Below are 18,922 nucleotides of genomic sequence, written 5' to 3'. Positions count from 1 at the left end.
TGCTAGCTGTGTATAGAAAAATAACCTTACGTAGAACACCTTATTTTTACATGATTTATATCACTGAAAATTCAGTAAAACTATGACATCACCCAAATTATTAGCCATTCCAACACAATCCATCAATGACGTAACACACAGTTTTCAGAGGAAAAATATGTAAGTATCTTCTAGTGATCCCTACCCCGCTTTTCTCATGCCCTACAACCTGCTGCAAGTGCGCTAAGTTGCCAACCCAGCCAGCTAAACAGGTTGAAATCATGGTATGCCGGAAACTGTGAACTAGACGCCGTTGTCCATAGTCATCAAGATACGGGATGCCAAGTTGATCGCGGACATCCGCTAAAACTTTGCCTATCTTCGGCATGTTCTTACCCGACACAGGCGAGAAGATTTTCTCTTTCCATTGGCGGTTAACAAAATCAAGGAAACCCCACTCGATCAGTTTGGGATGGATCGCCACCTGCCTTGTAGCGTTTTCGGTTTTCCCCTGCCCTCCTTCCGCGATCAGGAGATAGTGCCGCTGGCTATCTTCATCAAATTTGATCTGTGATTTCTCCAGCTTGGCGATCTCCCCTCTTCTGGCTCCCGTATACGCCAACAAAAGAGTGATCCACTTCTGCCACCCGTCAGGCTGCTTGAGCGCCCACCCCACAAACTTTCTCATTTCTGCTGCGCTATATGCACCAAACCTTGCTTTAGATGGTGAGGCGACCACTCCATCAGTCGGAGACTTCTCCAAAATATCTTTATTGTCAGTCAGGAAGGTTTTGAACAGCGATTTGTAAATCTTCAAATGTTTGTGGATAGACTCAGCGCCAACCAAATCTTCAGGTGGCACATCATCACACTCGATCAATTGCTGAACCGTCATTGACCGATAAGGCTGCACAACACGCTTTGGCAAGTTTTCAACAACTTCCATCACCTGCTTGATGTCCTGCTTGGTTATCGTCGTTACGTCTGTTGATGCACCGAGGACAATGAACATGACTTCCATAAAGCGCTCATTAGCCTGTGAAATTGCCTTCGTCCAGTTTTGGGCTTTTTCCTTTTTGTACATATTCCAAGCGCCAGCCAGTGTTAACACATCCTTTGACTGTGCTTCTGTTTGTTCTTCCTCATCTTCTGAAGGCGCAACAACCTCGTGGTATTCCTGAACAACTATCGGCTGAAGATTGCGCCGTTCTTCACTGAGAAATTGTTGTGCCAGCCATTGTTCATTCTGCTGCTTCAGGCTATTGCCATACTCAGAAAGACGCTTACCGAAGTGATCCGGTTGGATGGTTCCACGTTGAACCAGTGGAATTACAGGAGAAGCAAAAGACATGAGCAACTGCGCCTGGGTGTGGCTGTCAGTCTCTAACGACTTACGGAAAAACTTATTATCAGGCAGGCGAAAACGAACGTAATAAACCCCGTTACGTTTAATGGTGTGGCGTATGGTCTGGTGTCCCATTTCGTGAGCCTCGATGTGATCGGCTAAACAAAACGGTTCGAAAATCGCAGATAAGTCTTTGATTTATATCTTGGATAATTGCCAGGACTACGCTGGCATTATCCAGATCAGGTAATACGGGTATTTCTCAGCCTTCACAAAGAAGGGCACCCCGAGTCAAAATACTTTTAAAACAGTGAGTTATAAAAATCATTAACGTTATGTAGTGTAACCGCGCCCCCAGGCCAGGCGCAAGGAGTTTCGATTTATCACGCCGTTGTCACCGCGGAAATCTCCAGGCGCTCTTTCCCGTTATTTGCCAACATTTATTACGCTTTAGTTAATTCTGGTTCAGTAATTGTTAATACGTTATTGAAAAACTTTATTACGTACTTTTACTGAGACTATTATTTTTATTTTTTATTACGTGCTCATTACGCTTTTATAAGATAGGGAAACTTCTTTCGCATGAAAGAATAAGACAGTATTAATTTATTTAACTCTATTAAACATTTGTACTTTGATCAATAGCTTAACGCTCCCCTGGATTTATCGCATAATCCATAAGTTAATGTATACATTAAATAAACCTCCTCGATACCGCACCCTGCCCTTTCATTTATTCATATCATTTATGATTTAGATCAAAATCATCAATTTGGGTTTAATCGATAGTTTATTCACGCTACTAAAAAAGGTCCGGGCATTGAATATCCTGTATTGAGATATGGAAATACAGATATCCACATGCCACTAAAGCCAAAACTGTTCTGATTAATTTTGTTTTTTAATACGTTAATGATGTGAGTCCTTCGAATGAAAATTTTCAATAAATCTGTTATTTCTGTTTTTATATTTGGGGTGGTCGCCGGTAGCGCCATGAATATTACCAACGCTGCTGCTGCCGTTTGGGATGACGCATCAATCACAGATATTGTGAATGACCATCAAGACCAAATTACGCAAAACAGGGTCGATAGCATTGCTCGCGATCTCTCAACTGAAAATCGCTTAACGCAGGTGGATAGCGACCTTCAATCCACTAAATTAGGTGTTTTGGTTATTGAGCAAGCCACAAATGACGCTTACCAAAAAGCCTTGCTTGCTGGCGCGCTTGCAGATACCGCCAATCAAAAAAGCGATGCGGCTTTACAGGGCGTCATGACGAACGGCACAGAAATTATCAATATGGAAAACGTTAACAAAGTGCAAGATAACCGTCTTGATAGCCTGGAAAGTGCTCCTAAACCCACTAACGGCGTAGATGGCAAAGATGGCGTGACGACCACCGTGACGCACATGCAGGTAGACGCAGCAACACAAACTAAAGTGGCTAATAATACCCAGGCGGTTACCGCTACCGCTCAGGATCTGCTGGCAACGAAACAGACGTTACAGGCAATGAATAATAATACCAACCAGCAATTTAAATCACTGCACGATGAAGTAGATAATAATAAGAAGCAAGCTAATGCCGGCATTTCAGGTGCCATGGCGATGGCAGGATTACCGCAGGTACAAACGAATCAGCATGTTATGTTCTCTGCTGGCGGAGCCACATACAATAGTGAAAGCGCCCTTGCCGTTGGGGCATCCGTTAACTTTAGTTCACATGTGATCGCGAAAGTGAGCTTCTCTGATGATACCGCCAATAATATGGGAGCGTCAGTTGGCGTCGGAATGGGCTTTTAACGAAATACAACTTAAGCATTATTAACTTACGCCATTAAGTTAATACCCTGATTGCCTCCGGCAAGAATAGCGATGACAGAAAAAACATGCTCAGACATATCATTATTTCAGCGACCCTGTATCTGATGCTCATTGGCGTCGGTATTTGGATCGGCATGATGTACGTCTCCTATTATCTGTGCGTTTTATAAGGTGGACAAAAGTTTAGCCATGAAAACTCAATTAATATGGATTGCACTGATGTTGACGGTAGCGACAACACCGGCTCATGCGATTAACGCGCACTATCGTGCTCAATTAGAACGTTCAGGATGTACTGAGATGAACGCGAATGACGGCTCTTGTGATATCCACAAAACAAAAGCCCAAAATGCGGCGCAGCACGCAACAGCTGCGGGCCACGACCCTTTGCGTGAAACCACTTTTACATCGGATGCGGTTAACGCCACGATTTCAAATGGCTTTTTTAACGCCACCATTAACGGCAAAAAGGCCACCGTTCAGCGTCTGAATGCTCATTTCTATGAGATTCACGGTAATGGTTTTGTTATATCGCTAAGCATTGATGAGAACGGCATTACGGCGGCGTCCTGGAATAAGACGACGGGGCGTAACCACGGCATTTTGCAGGTGTCGCAGAAATAAAGCGAACAAGGAGGCAGTCTGCCTCCTTTTCGGTCAGCGAATGGCACGATTTGTCACACTCTTTTTTATGAATTTACAGTCAGGGCAGAACACACGTAACAGTCTGTTTTTCTTTACCATAAAGTGCAATTTTCTTTCTTAAAAAGGGGATATCCCCTCCCCTGAGCGCCATGTCACAAAACAGTAAACAAATTAACCATTGAGCCCCGTGGCAAAAGGCTCTATATTGGCGGCGTTTTTTTCAGGCCCCCATCTGTTTTTTAACTTTTTATTCAATCGTGGCTCATAACGAAGCGGCGGTTGTAGGAGTGATATGATGACGGATAAAGTCCGTATTGACACCGTAGATGCCCACAAAAGCAACGAAACCTATCTGGCCCGTCAGGCCGAGTTTGAATCTAACGTCAGGAGTTATCCGCGCAAACTGCCTTTAGCCATCACTAAAGCAGAAGGCGTGTGGATCACCGATGCAGATAATAAAGAATACCTTGACTGTTTAGCAGGCGCAGGGACCCTTGCGCTTGGCCATAACCATCCTGATGTGCTGAAAAGCATCCAAAATGTCATTACCAGCGGCTTGCCGTTACATACCCTGGATCTGACTACGCCTCTGAAAGACGCGTTTTCTGAATACCTGCTCTCTCTGCTGCCTGGTCAGGGCAAAGAGTACTGCCTGCAGTTCACCGGTCCATCCGGTGCTGACGCCGTTGAAGCGGCGCTGAAGCTGGCGAAAAAAGTGACCGGTCGTAGCGGTATCATCAGCTTCTCTGGTGGTTACCACGGTATGACCCACGGCGCGCTGTCTGTGACCGGCAACCTGTCTCCGAAAGAAGCGGTAGACGGTATGATGCCAGAAGTGCAGTTCATGCCTTACCCGCACGAGTACCGTTGCCCGCTGGGTATCGGTGGTGAAGCGGGCGTGAAAGCGCTGACGTACTACTTCGATAACCTGATCAACGACGTTGAAAGCGGCGTGCGTAAACCTGCTGCGGTGATTCTGGAAGCCGTTCAGGGCGAAGGCGGCGTGAACCCGGCTCCGGCTGAGTGGCTGCAGCGCATCCGTAAAGTGACTCAGGAACACGGCATTCTGCTGATCCTCGACGAAGTTCAGGCTGGCTTTGCCCGTACCGGTAAATTCTTCGCCTTCGAGCATGCGGGCATTGAGCCAGACATCATCGTGATGTCTAAAGCCGTAGGTGGCGGTCTGCCGCTGGCCGTTCTCGGTATTAAAAAGCAGTTTGACGCATGGGCACCAGGTCACCACACCGGTACCTTCCGCGGCAACCAGCTGGCGATGGCGACCGGCCTGACGACGCTGAAAATCCTGAAAGATCAGAACATCGCGGGCAAAGTTGCCGCTCAGGGCGAATGGCTGAAAGGCCAGCTGAAAGAGATGGCGAAACGCTATCCTGTTATCGGCCACGTGCGCGGTCTGGGCATGATGATCGGTATTGAGATCGTTAAGCCACACGAAGCCGCTGACCACATGGGCTGCTTCCCGGGCGACGGCGAGCTGTCTGCACTGATTCAGAAGAAGTGCTTCGAAGCCGGTCTGATTCTGGAGCGCGGCGGCCGTAACGGTATCGTTCTGCGTCTGCTGCCGTCTCTGCTGATCAGCGACGAAGAGCTGAAAATCTTCCTGGATAAATTTGAGCAGGCACTGCTTGCTGCGGGCGTTCGCCCGGCGTAACCGGAGTTATTGATTACGATGTCTGATTCAAACCCAATTTTGTTCTCCTCTGCGCAGAGCATTGAAGCTTACCAGCAGGCGATCGAACAAAGCACTCAGGCTGTGATGCAGTGGCTGAAACAGCCTGAGATGTACCAGGGCAAAACGGTCGCAGAGCTGCGCGACCGTATTAAGCTGGATTTCAACCCGAAAGGGCTGGGCAACGAAGCGGCGATTGAACGCGCCGTGGAGTTCTTCCTGAAAGACAGCTTGTCCGTTCATCACCCGCAGTGTGTGGCGCACCTGCACTGCCCAAGCCTGGTGGTAAGCCAGGCGGCGGAAGTGCTGATCAACGCTACTAACCAGAGTATGGACTCCTGGGATCAAAGCCCGTCCGCAACCATTATCGAGATCAAACTGATCGAGTGGCTGCGTACCCGCGTGGGTTATCAGGCCGGCGACGCAGGTGTCTTCACCAGCGGCGGCACCCAGAGCAACCTGATGGGCCTGATGCTGGCTCGCGATGCGTTCTTCGCGCGTCAGGGTCACTCCGTTCAGCAGGACGGCCTGGTCGGCGATCTGCGCAAAATTCGCGTACTGTGCTCTGAAAACGCACACTTCTCCGTGCAGAAAAACATGGCGCTGATGGGTCTGGGCTACCAGTCCGTCGTGCAGGTGAAAACGGACGAATTCTCCCGCATGGATCTGACCGATCTGGCGGCGAAAATCGAACAGTGCAACGCGAACGGCGAGCAGATTCTGGCGATCGTCGCAACGGCAGGTACCACCGATGCCGGTGCTATCGACCCGCTGCGTGCGATTGCAGAGCTGGCCGCGAAGCAGAACATCTGGGTACACGTTGATGCGGCCTGGGGCGGCGCGCTGCTGATGTCTGAGCAGTATCGTCACTACCTGGACGGCATCGAGCTGGTGGATTCCGTCACTCTGGACTTCCACAAGCAGTTCTTCCAGACCATCAGCTGCGGCGCGTTCCTGCTGAAAGAAGCGCGTCACTATGAGCTGATGCGCTATCAGGCGGCCTACCTGAACTCCGAGTTCGACGAAGAAGCCGGCGTGCCTAACCTGGTGTCAAAATCTCTGCAGACCACCCGTCGTTTTGACGCGCTGAAGCTGTGGATGAGCCTGGAAGCGCTGGGGCAGGAGCAATACGCGGCGATCATCGATCACGGCGTGACCCTGGCGCAGCAGGTTGCGGCCTACGTGAAAGAGCAGCCTGCTCTGGAACTGGTTATGCAGCCACAGCTGGCAAGCGTTCTGTTCCGCTTCCGCGGACAGGTGCAGATGGATGACGCGGGCATCGCCCTGCTGAACCAGAAAATTGGTGATGCGCTGCTGGAATCCGGCCGTGCGAACGTTGGTGTGACCGAGCACAACGGCGTCACCTGCCTGAAGCTGACGCTGCTGAACCCAACCGTGACGCTGGAAGATATTAAAATCCTGCTGTCTCTGGTTGAGCGCACCGCGCAGGAAGTTCTGGCTAAGTAATACAGCACCCCTCTTCCGCCGGGAGAGGGGTTATTTTTAAACGCCTGCCCACCACATCCTTAATTTTAAACCCCAGTAGCTCGTCCAGCCCGTCGTGGTGCTGACCACATTACCCTTCGACACAATGACCAGCGTCGGCGTTACGCTCACCTGCCACTGCTGCGACAACGCACCGTTTTCATCGTTGATCACCAGCATTTTCAGCTGTTTCTTTTCAACCCAGCGCGCAAGCTTTGCGTTATCGCCGGAACGCATGGCAATACTCACCACGTTCCCGCCTTCTTCTGCCAGCTGATTAACGGAAGGCGTCGTGTAACGGCATATGCTGCACCAGGTGGCCCAGACGTAAATCAGCAGCGGGCGTTCCTGGCTCAGCGCCGCGATATCGTGAATATTGCCGTCGATGCTCTGCATCGGTGTTGCACTAAAACTGGCGGGGAGTGTCGGTTTTCGGTACCGATCAACACCCCACACTACGGCCAGCGTCAGCAGAACGAATATGATCCCTTCCCGCACCCAGCGGCGCAGTCGACTGATTTTGCGGTTATCCATTGTGACCTCATGTTTTAACGAAGGTCATCTTAACGGGCAATACGCCATCACGCTGTAAAGAAATGTCGCGTCAGGTTTACTCCTGGGTATAACCGTAGTCGTAATGGCTATATCCCGAGTTGTAATAGAGCGCAGCCGATTTCACGATATCATTGAGGATCGCGCCATTCACCTGCACACCCATCTGCTGCAGACGCTTCAGGCAGTTCTCGATCTCCTTGACGCTGGTTTTACCAAAGCGGGCGACCAGAAGCGTGGTCGCCGCTGCTCTGGCTATCAGCAAGGCATCCGTTACGGCAAGCACGGGTGGGGTGTCGACAATCACGATGTCATACAGTTTGTCTATCTGCGACATTACGGCCTGGAAGCGTTCACTCATGAGCAGCTCAACGGGATGTGAAGGTTGGGGTCCGCAGGTCAATACATCAAAACCGCCTTTTTCAACGCGTTGAACCGCCTCCTGCCACTCAACGGCTCCTCCGAGCACGCAGGATAATCCCCGATGATTGCGCAGTTGGAAAACACTGTGGACATATCCCTTGCGCATATCAGCGTCAATAAACAGCACTCGCTGTCCGGCCTGAGCGGCAATCGACGCCAGTGAAGTACTGACCAGCGTCTTTCCGCAGTCCTGCGTGGGGCCAGACACTACGACGATCCGGTTTGTGGCATCCATCATGGTAAAATGCAGACTGGTGCGCAGCCCGCGCACCGCCTCGACAAACATATCTGCCGGGCGGTCAACGGGCAAAAAAGGAACATTCGACGTCCTGTGCTTCCATCGGGAAGCAAACAGGGTTTTCCTGCGCAGGTGCGTTTTTTTCCAGAGCCACACCGAGCGCGGAAGCGTCGCCAGAAGCGGTATCCCCTGCACTTCCAGTTGTTCAGACGAGGTAATGCCCCGATTAAAGGCTGAGCGCATTAAAACCATGCCGGCAGAGAGCATCAACCCCATCAGCATACCCAGTACGATAATTAGCGCTTTGCGCGGTTTGATCGGCTCTGGCTGCGTCATGGCGGGGTCAATGATCCGCACGTTCCCGATAGCGCTGGAGCGCGATATACTCAGCTCTTGCTGACGCGTCAGCAGCTGCAGATATATGGTACGCCCGGATTCAACGTCACGACTCAGGCGCAAGATTTCCTGCTGCGTGGAAGGCATGGATGAGACGCGGTTATTCAGGCGCGCACGCTCCCGCTCAAGCGTTTGTTTCTTCTCCCGCAAGGCACGGTAGGTGGGATGGTCCTTTTTGAAAAGCTGGGAAACCTCTGCTTCGCGAAACGTCAGTTCGTTAAGCTGGTTTTCCACGTTAACCACCTGATCAAGCACTGACTTTGCCTCCAGAGATAAGTCGACAGAATCGCGTTGCTCTCTGTAGGCATTCAGTCTCGCTTCGGATTCATCCAGCTCCCGGCTGATCTTAGGTAATTGCTCCTGTAAGAACGTGAGGCTGCGGGAATCTTTCGCTTCCTGGCGCGCAATATTCTGGCTGAGAAAATTTTCAGTAATGGTATTAAGTACCGTGGCGATCCTGGCGGGGTCTTCACCCATTAACGTTAATGCGATCATGCCGCTCTGTTTCGCCGACTCAACAACCGTAAGCCTGTTCTGAATGGCGTTGATGGCGTCAAGCCTTGAGACGGTTTCGAGGGTAAATTGGGTGCCTGGTTCCGCGCTGAGGGATGTCACCAGAAGCGATAATCCATTTTTAACCAGCGTTTTCCCCACGATGCCGTCTGCTTCAAGCGTTTTTCCCTCAAGACGATATCGCCCTTTTTCCCGTACGGTGAGTAAAAGCGTTTGTGGCTTACCTTCCAGAAGGGGAATAGTCAGCGCGCCGATCGTTATTTCAGCGGATTTACGTCCCTGCACGTATTCTAACAAAGGCCCGATGACGGGAAACACGCGCCGCCTGACGTAGTACGTCAACCCTAATTGATCGATGGTTTCTCCCAGGATCATCCGTGATTTAAGGAGTAAAAGTTCCGGCGCGACGTCAGGTGAGAGATCGGGCCCGAACGGAGTCAGGTTCTTGAGCAGTGAGTTATTCTGCTTCGCTTCAACCTGTATCAGGGCATCAGCCTGATAAACTGGCGTGGCGCTGAACGCATATATCCCCGCACATACCGTGAGCAGGAGCGTGACACACGCGATCGTCATCCGGTGATCAAACATCTCAGCAAGCAACTGAAGAAGATCGATCTCATTATTCTGCGGTGTCGCAGCCTTATATTTCTCTGATTTAGAAGACGACATAACGGCATCATTCCTTATTGACTCAAACGACGAGCCCATTCCTGACTGGCTTTTCCCAATTGCTCGAAAACATATTCATAGGCTTCACGACTTTTGTTGTAAGGGTCGGGAATGTCCCTGATGTCCAGCCATTGTCCAAAGAGCAGCGATTTTCCCCGGTTCTCCGGGGCCATTGTGGCAATGAAACGGAGGTGTTCCGGCCCCATCACCAGGATCAAATCGGCTTGTTGCAACAGGTTACGCGTCACCTTGCGGGCAATATGCCCCTCCAGCGAAACGCCATGACGCCGGGCCACAGCCTGCGCAGCCGCATCCGCCGGATGCCCCTCAAGCCCCAAAATACCTGCCGAGTTCACCTGCTTGCCGGGTAATTGCTGTCGCAACAGCCGCTCACCAATCGGTGAACGGCAAATATTGCCGGTGCAGACCACTAAGATTGACTGGAACATTACTGCGGCCACGATCTGATGTAACGAACGGTTTCGGTCAGGTCATGGACGCCGCTGATGGTAGGCACCAGCTGGGAGATCACGCGATTCCAGCGTGATAACGGTGCCGTGGTGACGTAGACAATGTCATACGGTTCCAGCTGGAATTCCGTACCCAGCACCATGGCTGAGGCATCTTCCGCATTGAGTTGATAGATGTTGGCAATTTTGCCCGTGTCGCCTTTTTCCGTTACCTGCCTGATAACAAAAATGCCGGTTGCATCAGCCATATTTTGGTTAAGCCCACCGGCATTGCCCAGGGCTTCGGCCAGCGTCATGCCGCTACGATCCATCTTAAGCGTGCTCTGTTTAACCACCTCGCCCATCACGAACACTTTCAGCGCGTCGTTTCGGGGAATAAACAGGATATCGCCCGAATAAAGCAGCTTATTTTGCATCAAATCGCCATGCTGCATCAGTGCATAGAGCGAAAGGCGGGAGTCCTTGCCATCATGCGTCAGCACGACGTTACGCCAGTCGGCATCCGCAGAAAGACCGCCAGCGGCGTTAACCGCATCCATCACCGTCAGCGGAATATTGGTTATGGGTTGCTGGCCTGATTTTTCGACCTCTCCGGTGACATAGGCTTTTTGGGAACGGAAGGCGGCAACGCTGACGTCCACCTGCGGGCTCTCAATGACTTTATCCAGTCGAGATGTAATCTCTTCACGTACCTGTGAAACCGTTTTTCCCGCCACCCGCAGCTTACCGACGTAGGGATAAAAGAGCGTACCATCGGCGTTGACCCAGTTGCCGGCATCGCTCGCACTACGATATTGTCCCGCGGGCGTCGTTAATTCAGGGTGATCCCAGACGGTGACCGTCAGGATGTCGCCTGTGCCAATACGGTATTCCCAGTTTTTGATCTGCTCATCCAGATTAGGATTTGCCTGAGATTTCGACACGGTCGGAAGTAGTTTTTCAATTAATCCCGGCGTCAGTGGAAAAATCTCCACGCGCTTATCAAGCTGATAATTGTTCTCTTCCACAGAAATGACTTTTTTCCCGGATACGCTTAAGTTCTGACCTGAGGAAAAAACACACCCTGCCAACTGACTAACAGTAAGAAATAAAAGAGAAAATGCAGTTATATTTTTCATTTATATAAATATTAGTTTTTTAACGTTATGTTTATTGTTAAACCTGCAAAGAGATTCGAGCTAACACCATGAAATTTAATTATTTATTTTCCTTAACATGAGTTTATGGCATAATTAACCGCAACCCATCAGCTCTCTAGTAAAAACAATGAGAATACTCAGTCTTCTAAAAAGTAAGTGAGTACGTTTCACCCGACGACGATATTAAATCTTGTTGAGTGAGAAAGCATTCGTATAGAAGTCCAATTTTGACTTAGAAAGTTATTTTTAGAATTGATGAATGAAATAATAAATATTAAAAATACATTACACAGAAAATATTCACCACAATGATAAACATCATCCAGTTTGACTACACAAAACCGTCCACTTTTGTTACATTTTTTCTCAAACATACCCTGCGTTGATACTTAAAATGGACTGTCTGCTCCGCTTTGCACGACCTGCAGACGAAAAGTATCTGTAACGATATCACTGGAGAAAAAATGGCTAAGCGTAAATTGCTGCTTCTGGGTGTATTACTGTCTCTGGCGGGATCCGCATTCGCTGCCCCGCAAACGGCCGCTGCGCCATCGGGCATCAAGGCCTATGAAGAACAAGAGTTCATCGCTGACTTTACGAAATTCAAGATTGGCGACACGGCGCCGGCGCAGTACCAAACGCCGGAGTACACCATCAAACAGTATCAGCTGCGTAACCTGCCGGCTCCGGATGCCGGAACCCACTGGACCTACATGGGTGAGAACTACGTGCTGATCGGCGATGCTGATGGCAAGATCTACAAAGCCTACAATGGAGATATTTTCTATCACCGCTAACGCAATTCTGATTCGCCCCTGGCAGGAAAGCGACCGCCCTTTCCTGCGCACGCTCTACCTCCACGCCCGGCGTGAAGCCTGGCCATGGCTGGACAGCGCGGACTGGCAGCTTGAAGACTTTGACGCGGCAACCTGCGACGAAGTGATTTGGGTTGCTGTTCAGAACGGTCATCGCCTGGGTTTTGCCTCCGTCTGGACGAACGATAATTTCCTGCACAACCTGTTTGTCGATCCGCAATATCAGAGCATGGGCGTCGGGCATGAGTTGCTTGAACACGTACAGAAGACTTTTACCAGTACGGGTTCGCTTAAGTGTCTGGTGAAGAATGCGCAGGCTATTGCGTTTTACCAGCGACACGGCTGGCACATAGAGGCGACGGGTAATTCTCCGGACGGAGAGTATTATTTGATGCACTATCGGTTGAGTTAAAGTCGGGTGGCGGCTTCGCCTTACCCGACCTACGTGATGGTGCCATTTGTAGGCCGGGTAAGCGAAGCGCCACCCGGCAATTAGGAGCTGAGGAATTACACCGCGCGGAACGCGATTTCCCCCGGGATGATTTCGCCCTGCCAGTAGAGCTGCGCCGCAACGCGTCCCGCCAGCTGGCGATACATTTCCGCAAATTCGCTGTCCGGACGGCTGACAACCGTGGGCTTTCCGCTGTCCAGATCTTCACGCAGGGTAATGTGCAGCGGCATCTGCCCCAGCAGCTGGGTGTGATACTTCGCGGCCAGTTTTTCTGCACCACCCGTACCGAAGATAGGTTCGTGGTGACCGCAGTTGCTGCAGATGTGCACGCTCATGTTCTCGACGATACCGAGCACCGGCACTTCCACCTTCTCGAACATCACGATGCCTTTTTTGGCGTCAATCAGCGCGATATCCTGCGGCGTAGTCACGACGACCGCCCCCGTGACCGGAATGTTCTGCGCCAGCGTCAGCTGAATGTCACCGGTGCCCGGCGGCATGTCCAGCACCAGATAATCCAGATCCGGCCACATCGTCTCCTGCAGCATCTGCAGCAGCGCTTTGCTGGCCATCGGGCCGCGCCAGACCATGGCGTTATCGTCAGTCACCAGGTAACCGATGGAGTTGGTCGCCAGACCGTGCGCCATAATTGGCGCCATGTGGGTCCCGTCCGGCGAGGTGGGGCGCTGGTTTTCCGCGCCCAGCATGTTAGGAATAGACGGACCGTAGATATCCGCATCCAGAATACCGACCTTTGCCCCTTCCGCTGCCAGCGCGAGCGCCAGGTTAACGGCGGTAGAAGATTTCCCTACCCCGCCCTTGCCCGAGCTGACGGCAATGATATTTTTCACGCCGTTCACGCCAGGCTGGTTTTTCACGCGCTTCAGCGTGGCGATGCTGTGGCTCAGCTTCCAGTCGATCGCCTTCGCACCGGTAATACGCAGCAGCTCAGAGCTGGTCTGCTCTTTCAGCGCGTCAAAAGCGCTGGTCCAGACGAACGGCATCTGCAGCTCAATGTGCAGGGTATCGTCCAGCCAGGCAACGTGGTGTAACGCTTTCAGCGTAGTGAGATTGTGCTTCAGGGTTGGATGCTGAAAGTTAGCCAGCGTCCCGGCGACCATTGCTCGTAAGGCTTCCGGTGATTTGGCCTGGGATTGAGAACTCATCCCGACTCCTTTGTAGTTGTTCTGAAAAAAGACGTGTAATTACCAAGTTTACCCCAGAGGTAACAATTATTCATTTATGGATTAATGCCCTTATCACTTGGCGTAGTTATTACCTTTCGGGTAACATCAAAAACCCTTTTCACAGTTAAAAGAAGTAATGCCTACTATGACTCAAGTCGCGAAGAAAATTCTGGTAACGTGCGCACTCCCGTACGCCAACGGCTCAATCCACCTCGGCCACATGCTGGAGCATATCCAGGCTGATGTCTGGGTCCGTTACCAGCGAATGCGCGGCCACGAGGTTAACTTCATCTGTGCGGACGATGCTCACGGCACGCCGATCATGCTGAAAGCGCAGCAGCTGGGGATCTCCCCGGAGCAGATGATTGCCGAAATGAGTCAGGAGCATCAGACTGATTTTGCTGGCTTTGACATCAGCTATGACAACTATCACTCCACGCACAGCGACGAAAACCGCGAACTGTCGGAGCTGATCTACACCCGTCTGAAAGAGAACGGTTTTATCAAAAACCGCACCATCTCTCAGCTGTACGATCCGGAAAAAGGCATGTTCCTGCCGGACCGTTTCGTCAAAGGCACCTGCCCGAAATGTAAATCCCCGGACCAGTACGGCGATAACTGCGAAGTGTGCGGCGCGACCTACAGCCCGACCGAGCTTATCGAGCCGAAATCCGTGGTTTCCGGCGCAACGCCCGTCATGCGTGACTCCGAGCACTTCTTCTTCGACCTGCCGTCCTTCAGCGAAATGCTGCAGGCGTGGACCCGCAGCGGCGCGCTGCAGGAACAGGTGGCGAACAAAATGCAGGAGTGGTTCGAATCCGGCCTGCAGCAGTGGGATATCTCCCGCGATGCGCCGTACTTCGGCTTTGAAATCCCGAACGCGCCGGGCAAATATTTCTACGTCTGGCTGGACGCGCCAATCGGCTACATGGGCTCCTTCAAAAACCTGTGCGACAAGCGTGGCGACACCGTCAGCTTCGACGAATACTGGAAGAAAGATTCCACGGCCGAGCTGTATCACTTCATCGGTAAAGACATCGTTTACTTCCACAGCCTGTTCTGGCCGGCGATGCTGGAAGGCAGCAACTTCCGCAAGCCAACCAACCTGTTCGTTCACGGCTACGTGACGGTGAACGGCGCGAAGATGTCCAAGTCTCGCGGGACGTTCATTAAGGCCAGCACCTGGCTGAACCACTTCGACGCGGACAGCCTGCGCTACTACTACACCGCGAAGCTCTCTTCCCGCATCGACGATATCGACCTGAACCTGGAAGATTTCGTGCAGCGCGTGAACGCGGACATCGTCAACAAGGTGGTAAACCTGGCCTCCCGTAACGCGGGCTTTATCGCCAAGCGTTTTGACGGCGTGATGGCGGCTGAACTGGCTGACCCTGCCCTGTACAAAACCTTTACCGACGCGGCAGCCACCATTGGCGAAGCCTGGGAAACCCGTGAGTTCGGTAAAGCCGTGCGCGAAATCATGGCCCTGGCCGACCTGGCAAACCGCTATGTGGACGAACAGGCACCGTGGGTTGTCGCCAAACAGGAAGGTCGCGATGCCGATCTGCAGGCCATCTGCTCCATGGGCATCAACCTGTTCCGCGTGCTGATGACGTACCTGAAGCCGGTTCTGCCGCAGCTGGCATCCCGCGCTGAAGCGTTCCTGAACACCGAACTGACCTGGGATGCCATGGCGCAGCCGCTGCTCGGCCACAAGGTGAACACCTTCAAGGCGCTGTACAACCGCATCGAGATGAAGCAGGTTGAAGCCCTGGTGGAAGCGTCTAAAGAAGAGGTTAAAGCGGCTGCGGCACCGGTGACCGGCCCGCTGGCAGACGATCCGATTCAGGAGACCATTACCTTTGACGATTTCGCCAAAGTCGACCTGCGCGTGGCGCTGATCGAAAACGCGGAATTCGTGGAAGGTTCTGACAAGCTGCTGCGCCTGACGCTGGATCTGGGCGGCGAGAAGCGTAACGTCTTCTCCGGCATCCGTTCAGCCTACCCGGATCCGCAGGTGCTGATCGGTCGTCAGACCGTGATGGTGGCGAACCTGGCGCCGCGCAAAATGCGCTTCGGCATCTCTGAAGGGATGGTGATGGCCGCAGGCCCCGGCGGGAAAGATATCTTCCTGTTAAGCCCTGACGAAGGCGCGAAGCCTGGCCAGCAGGTGAAATAACAAAAAAGCCGGAGATAATCTCCGGCTTTTTTTATGGCGTTTTGTTTTCTCCCTCTCCCCGTGGGAGAGGGTCGGGGTGAGGGCATCAGGCCGCCCCCTACCGCCTTTACACCTTCGGGTGATGCACCCGGTGGGTCAGCCCGCGCAGGAAGTTACGCAGAAACTGATCGCCGCACTCGCGGTAGTTTTTATGATCCGGCGCGCGCATCATGGCGGTCACTTCCGGTACGGATACGCGGTATTTTTGCTCCGTCATGATCGCCACAATATCGTCCGTTTTCAGCGAGAACGCGATGCGCAGCTTTTTCAGCACCGTGTTGTTGTTCACGCGACGCTCCAGCGCCAGCTCCGGCGCGGCCGGATCTTTGCCACGCTTATCGTAAATCAGACCGTTCAGGAAACCCGACAGAATGATGTCCGGGCAGCGAACGAAGCCCTCTTCATCTTCTTTGGTCATCCAGGTATCGAAACCGGCAGAAGTGGATTCCATGTCCGACAGCGCAAGAATGCGCACCATGTCGTTATTGGTTGCTTTCAGGGTGTAGCGCAGGCTACGAAGAATATCGTTACTTAGCATAGAGCCTTCGAATGTCGATGATGCAATGGCGCGCAGTGTACCAGCTTTACAGGCCAATCGCCTCTTTCAAACTCTTGAGATAGCGACGGCTGACGGGTACCGTTTGCCCGGCACGCAGCACCAGCTCGGCCTGGCCGTTATCTTCCAGGCGGATCTCCTTCAGGTGCGCCATGTTCACCAGATACTGGCGGTGGCAGCGGATCAGCGGCGTGCGGCTCTCCAGCGTGCGCAGGGTCAGCTCGGTAAACCCTTCGTTCCCTTCCGCGCTGGTGACAAATACCCCGCTCAGGCGGCTGCTGACAAACGCCACATCATCCATCTGCAGAAGATAAATCCGGCTGTGCCCGGTGCAGGGGATAAACTTCAGCGGCTGCTGGTTTTCCGGCAGCAGCGTGACGTCCTGTACGGTTCGCTCCTGGCGTAAACGGGTGAGCGTTTTTTCCAGACGCTTCTCTTCGATCGGCTTGAGCAAATAGTCAAACGCGTGCTCCTCAAAGGCCTTAACGGCATATTCGTCGAACGCCGTCAGAAACACGATATAGGGGCGATGCGCCGGGTCGAGCATGCCGACCATCTCCAGCCCGCTGATGCGGGGCATCTGAATATCGAGGAACAGCACGTCCGGGCGCAGCTTGTGCACCGCGCCGATGGCCTCAATGGCGTTCGCGCACTCCCCCACAATCTCAATATCGGGCTGCTCCTGCAGCAGAACGCGCAGGTTTTCTCGTGCCAGCGGCTCGTCATCCACAATCAGCACTCTTAACATGCGTTTTCCTCCAGCGGCAGTCGTACGGTAATACGGGTAAATCGGTCTGGCTCACAGGCGACGGTAATGCCGCAGTCGTCGCCAAAATGGGCGCGCAGGCGTTTATCCACCAGGCTCATCCCTAAACCGCCCGAGGCGGAAGGCTGGTAAAGCCCGGCATTATCTTCAATATCCAGCACCAGATGGTGGTTGAAACGGCTGGCGGCAATGGTTATCTCCCCCGTTCCCAGAAGCTGTGACGTGCCGTGTTTAATGGCGTTTTCGACAATAGGCTGCAGGGTAAAGGCCGGGAGATGCTGATACGCCAGCTCGTCCGGAACGGAGAGCGACACCTGCAGGCGCGACTGGAAACGCGCCTGCTCGATCTGTAGATAGGCATTCACGTGCTCAATCTCATCGGCGAGGGTCACGATCTCAGACGGCCGTTTCAGGTTCTTACGGAAAAAGGTCGACAGAAACTGCACCAGCTGCGCGGCCTGATCGCTGTCGCGGCGGATCACCGCTTTGAGCGTGTTGAGGGCATTAAACAGGAAATGCGGGTTGACCTGAGCGTGCAGCAGCTTAATTTCGGACTGCGTCAGCAGGGCTTTCTGCCGCTCATACTGCCCGGCGAGGATTTGCGCGGACAGCAGCTGGGCTATCCCCTCCCCCAGCGTGCGGTTGATGGAGCTGAACAGACGGTTTTTGGCCTCATACAGCTTGATAGTCCCCATCACCCGCTGATTTTCCCCGCGCAGCGGAATCACCAGCGTGGAGCCCAGCTTGCACTGCGGATGCAGCGAACAGCGGTAAGGCACTTCGTTACCGTCGGCATACACCACCTCACCGGTTTCAATGGCGCGCAGCGTATAGGCTGAGGAGATCGGTCTACCCGGCAGATGGTGATCGTCCCCTGTGCCGGTAAAGGCCAGCAGCCGCTCGCGGTCGGTTATGGCCACCGCGCCGATATCCAGCTCCTTGTAAAGCACCTGCGCGACCTTCATGCTGTTCTCTTCGTTAAACCCCTGGCGCAGGATCCCTTCGGTCGAGGCGGCGACCTTTAGCGCCGTGGCGGAAAACGCCGAGGTGTACTTCTCAAACATGGCGCGCTTGTCGAGCAGAATGCGCATAAACAGCGCCGCACCCACGGTGTTGGTGACCATCATTGGGGCGGCAATGCTGCTGACCAGGTGCAGCGCATCTTCAAACGGACGGGCAATGAGCAGAATGATCGCCATCTGCGCCACTTCGGCCACAAAGGTAATGGCACCGGCGGTAAGCGGGCTAAAGACTTTATCCGGGCGGCCGCGTTTGATCATGTAGCTGTGCACCAGGCCGCCGAGCAGCCCTTCCACGATCGTCGAGATCATACAGCTCAGCGCCGTCATTCCGCCCATGGAATAGCGATGCAGACCCCCGGTTAAGCCGACAAGCCCACCGACGACGGGACCGCCCAGCAGCCCGCCCATCACCGCGCCGATAGCGCGCGTGTTGGCAATAGAGTCTTCGATATGGAGGCCAAAATAGGTCCCCATAATGCAGAAAATAGAGAAGGTAACGTAGCAGAGCAGCTTATGCGGCAGACGTACGGTAACCTGCA

16 protein-coding genes and 1 riboswitch are annotated in these 18,922 nt (G+C 52.8%); of the genes, 7 read left to right on the top strand and 9 right to left on the bottom strand.

Features of this window, described 5'->3' with window-relative positions:
* Positions 1-100 precede the first annotated feature (100 nt).
* Complete coding sequence (locus M2422_RS00080) at positions 101-1,459, bottom strand: integrase (protein WP_259139292.1); 1,359 nt, start codon at positions 1,457-1,459, stop codon at positions 101-103.
* Positions 1,460-1,526: 67 nt separating this feature from the next.
* Positions 1,527-1,623, bottom strand: a riboswitch (TPP riboswitch).
* Between the two features lie 631 nt (positions 1,624-2,254).
* Here M2422_RS00080 and M2422_RS00075 point away from each other — a divergent pair.
* The 4 genes from M2422_RS00075 to M2422_RS00060 all read left to right on the top strand — a co-directional run bounded on the left by M2422_RS00075 (position 2,255) and on the right by M2422_RS00060 (position 6,950).
* Positions 2,255-3,130, top strand: a complete 876-nt coding sequence (locus M2422_RS00075) for a YadA C-terminal domain-containing protein (protein WP_228467094.1) — start codon at positions 2,255-2,257, stop codon at positions 3,128-3,130.
* 210 nt (positions 3,131-3,340) lie between these two features.
* Entirely contained in the window at positions 3,341-3,775 is a 435-nt protein-coding gene (locus tag M2422_RS00070) for a hypothetical protein (protein ID WP_259139289.1), read from the top strand.
* Positions 3,776-4,088: 313 nt separating this feature from the next.
* The gene (locus tag M2422_RS00065) at positions 4,089-5,465 is read left to right on the top strand and encodes a diaminobutyrate--2-oxoglutarate transaminase (protein WP_014884533.1); all 1,377 of its coding nucleotides are present in this window, start codon (positions 4,089-4,091) and stop codon (positions 5,463-5,465) included.
* 18 nt (positions 5,466-5,483) lie between these two features.
* Positions 5,484-6,950 carry an aspartate aminotransferase family protein gene (locus M2422_RS00060; protein ID WP_023312433.1) on the top strand — a complete coding sequence of 489 codons (1,467 nt, stop codon included), beginning with the start codon at positions 5,484-5,486 and terminating at the stop codon, positions 6,948-6,950.
* Positions 6,951-6,986: 36 nt separating this feature from the next.
* On the opposite strand, the gene M2422_RS00055 is transcribed toward M2422_RS00060, so the two are convergent.
* The 4 genes from M2422_RS00055 to M2422_RS00040 form a co-directional block, all read right to left on the bottom strand.
* Positions 6,987-7,502, bottom strand: coding sequence for a protein disulfide oxidoreductase (locus M2422_RS00055; protein WP_064672821.1), 516 nt, complete (start codon positions 7,500-7,502; stop codon positions 6,987-6,989).
* A 76-nt stretch (positions 7,503-7,578) separates the two neighbouring features.
* Complete coding sequence (locus tag M2422_RS00050; protein WP_064672822.1) at positions 7,579-9,759, bottom strand: polysaccharide biosynthesis tyrosine autokinase; 2,181 nt, start codon at positions 9,757-9,759, stop codon at positions 7,579-7,581.
* A gap of 14 nt (positions 9,760-9,773) precedes the next feature.
* Positions 9,774-10,208, bottom strand: a complete 435-nt coding sequence (locus M2422_RS00045; RefSeq protein WP_033146006.1) for a protein-tyrosine-phosphatase — start codon at positions 10,206-10,208, stop codon at positions 9,774-9,776.
* The gene (locus M2422_RS00040; protein WP_033146007.1) at positions 10,208-11,347 is read right to left on the bottom strand and encodes a polysaccharide export protein; all 1,140 of its coding nucleotides are present in this window, start codon (positions 11,345-11,347) and stop codon (positions 10,208-10,210) included. The genes M2422_RS00045 and M2422_RS00040 overlap by 1 nt, the downstream gene beginning before the upstream one ends.
* Before the next feature lie 485 nt (positions 11,348-11,832).
* Between M2422_RS00040 and M2422_RS00035 the strand changes: the two genes are divergently transcribed.
* Together M2422_RS00035 and M2422_RS00030 are read left to right on the top strand one after the other, a co-directional pair.
* A complete protein-coding gene (locus tag M2422_RS00035) occupies positions 11,833-12,165 on the top strand; it encodes an RcnB family protein (protein ID WP_023336316.1) in 333 nt (110 codons plus the stop codon).
* The gene (locus tag M2422_RS00030) at positions 12,140-12,595 is read left to right on the top strand and encodes a GNAT family N-acetyltransferase (protein WP_231113495.1); all 456 of its coding nucleotides are present in this window, start codon (positions 12,140-12,142) and stop codon (positions 12,593-12,595) included. Before M2422_RS00035 ends, M2422_RS00030 begins: the two co-directional genes overlap by 26 nt.
* 95 nt (positions 12,596-12,690) lie before the next feature.
* Here M2422_RS00030 and apbC read toward each other — a convergent pair whose 3' ends face one another.
* Positions 12,691-13,800, bottom strand: coding sequence for an iron-sulfur cluster carrier protein ApbC (gene apbC / locus M2422_RS00025; protein WP_033146008.1), 1,110 nt, complete (start codon positions 13,798-13,800; stop codon positions 12,691-12,693).
* A gap of 166 nt (positions 13,801-13,966) precedes the next feature.
* Here apbC and metG point away from each other — a divergent pair, with 166 nt between their 5' ends.
* A complete protein-coding gene (gene metG / locus M2422_RS00020; protein WP_064672824.1) occupies positions 13,967-16,000 on the top strand; it encodes a methionine--tRNA ligase in 2,034 nt (677 codons plus the stop codon).
* Positions 16,001-16,106: 106 nt separating this feature from the next.
* Here the strand turns inward: metG and M2422_RS00015 are convergent, their stop codons facing one another.
* The 3 genes from M2422_RS00015 to M2422_RS00005 form a co-directional block, all read right to left on the bottom strand.
* On the bottom strand, positions 16,107-16,577 hold the full coding sequence (locus M2422_RS00015) for a DUF1456 family protein (protein WP_064672825.1): 471 nt from the start codon (positions 16,575-16,577) through the stop codon (positions 16,107-16,109).
* 46 nt (positions 16,578-16,623) lie between these two features.
* On the bottom strand, positions 16,624-17,343 hold the full coding sequence (gene btsR / locus M2422_RS00010) for a two-component system response regulator BtsR (protein ID WP_023312443.1): 720 nt from the start codon (positions 17,341-17,343) through the stop codon (positions 16,624-16,626).
* Positions 17,337-18,922, bottom strand: a 1,586-nt coding sequence (locus M2422_RS00005; protein WP_259139229.1) for a sensor histidine kinase, incomplete at its 5' end; no start/stop codon positions are given. The genes M2422_RS00005 and btsR, both read right to left, overlap by 7 nt.

The sequence above is a fragment of the Enterobacter sp. SLBN-59 genome (assembly GCF_024807915.1).
Lineage (GTDB): Bacteria > Pseudomonadota > Gammaproteobacteria > Enterobacterales > Enterobacteriaceae > Enterobacter > Enterobacter asburiae_B.
This window is presented reverse-complemented; position numbering and strand designations above follow the sequence as displayed.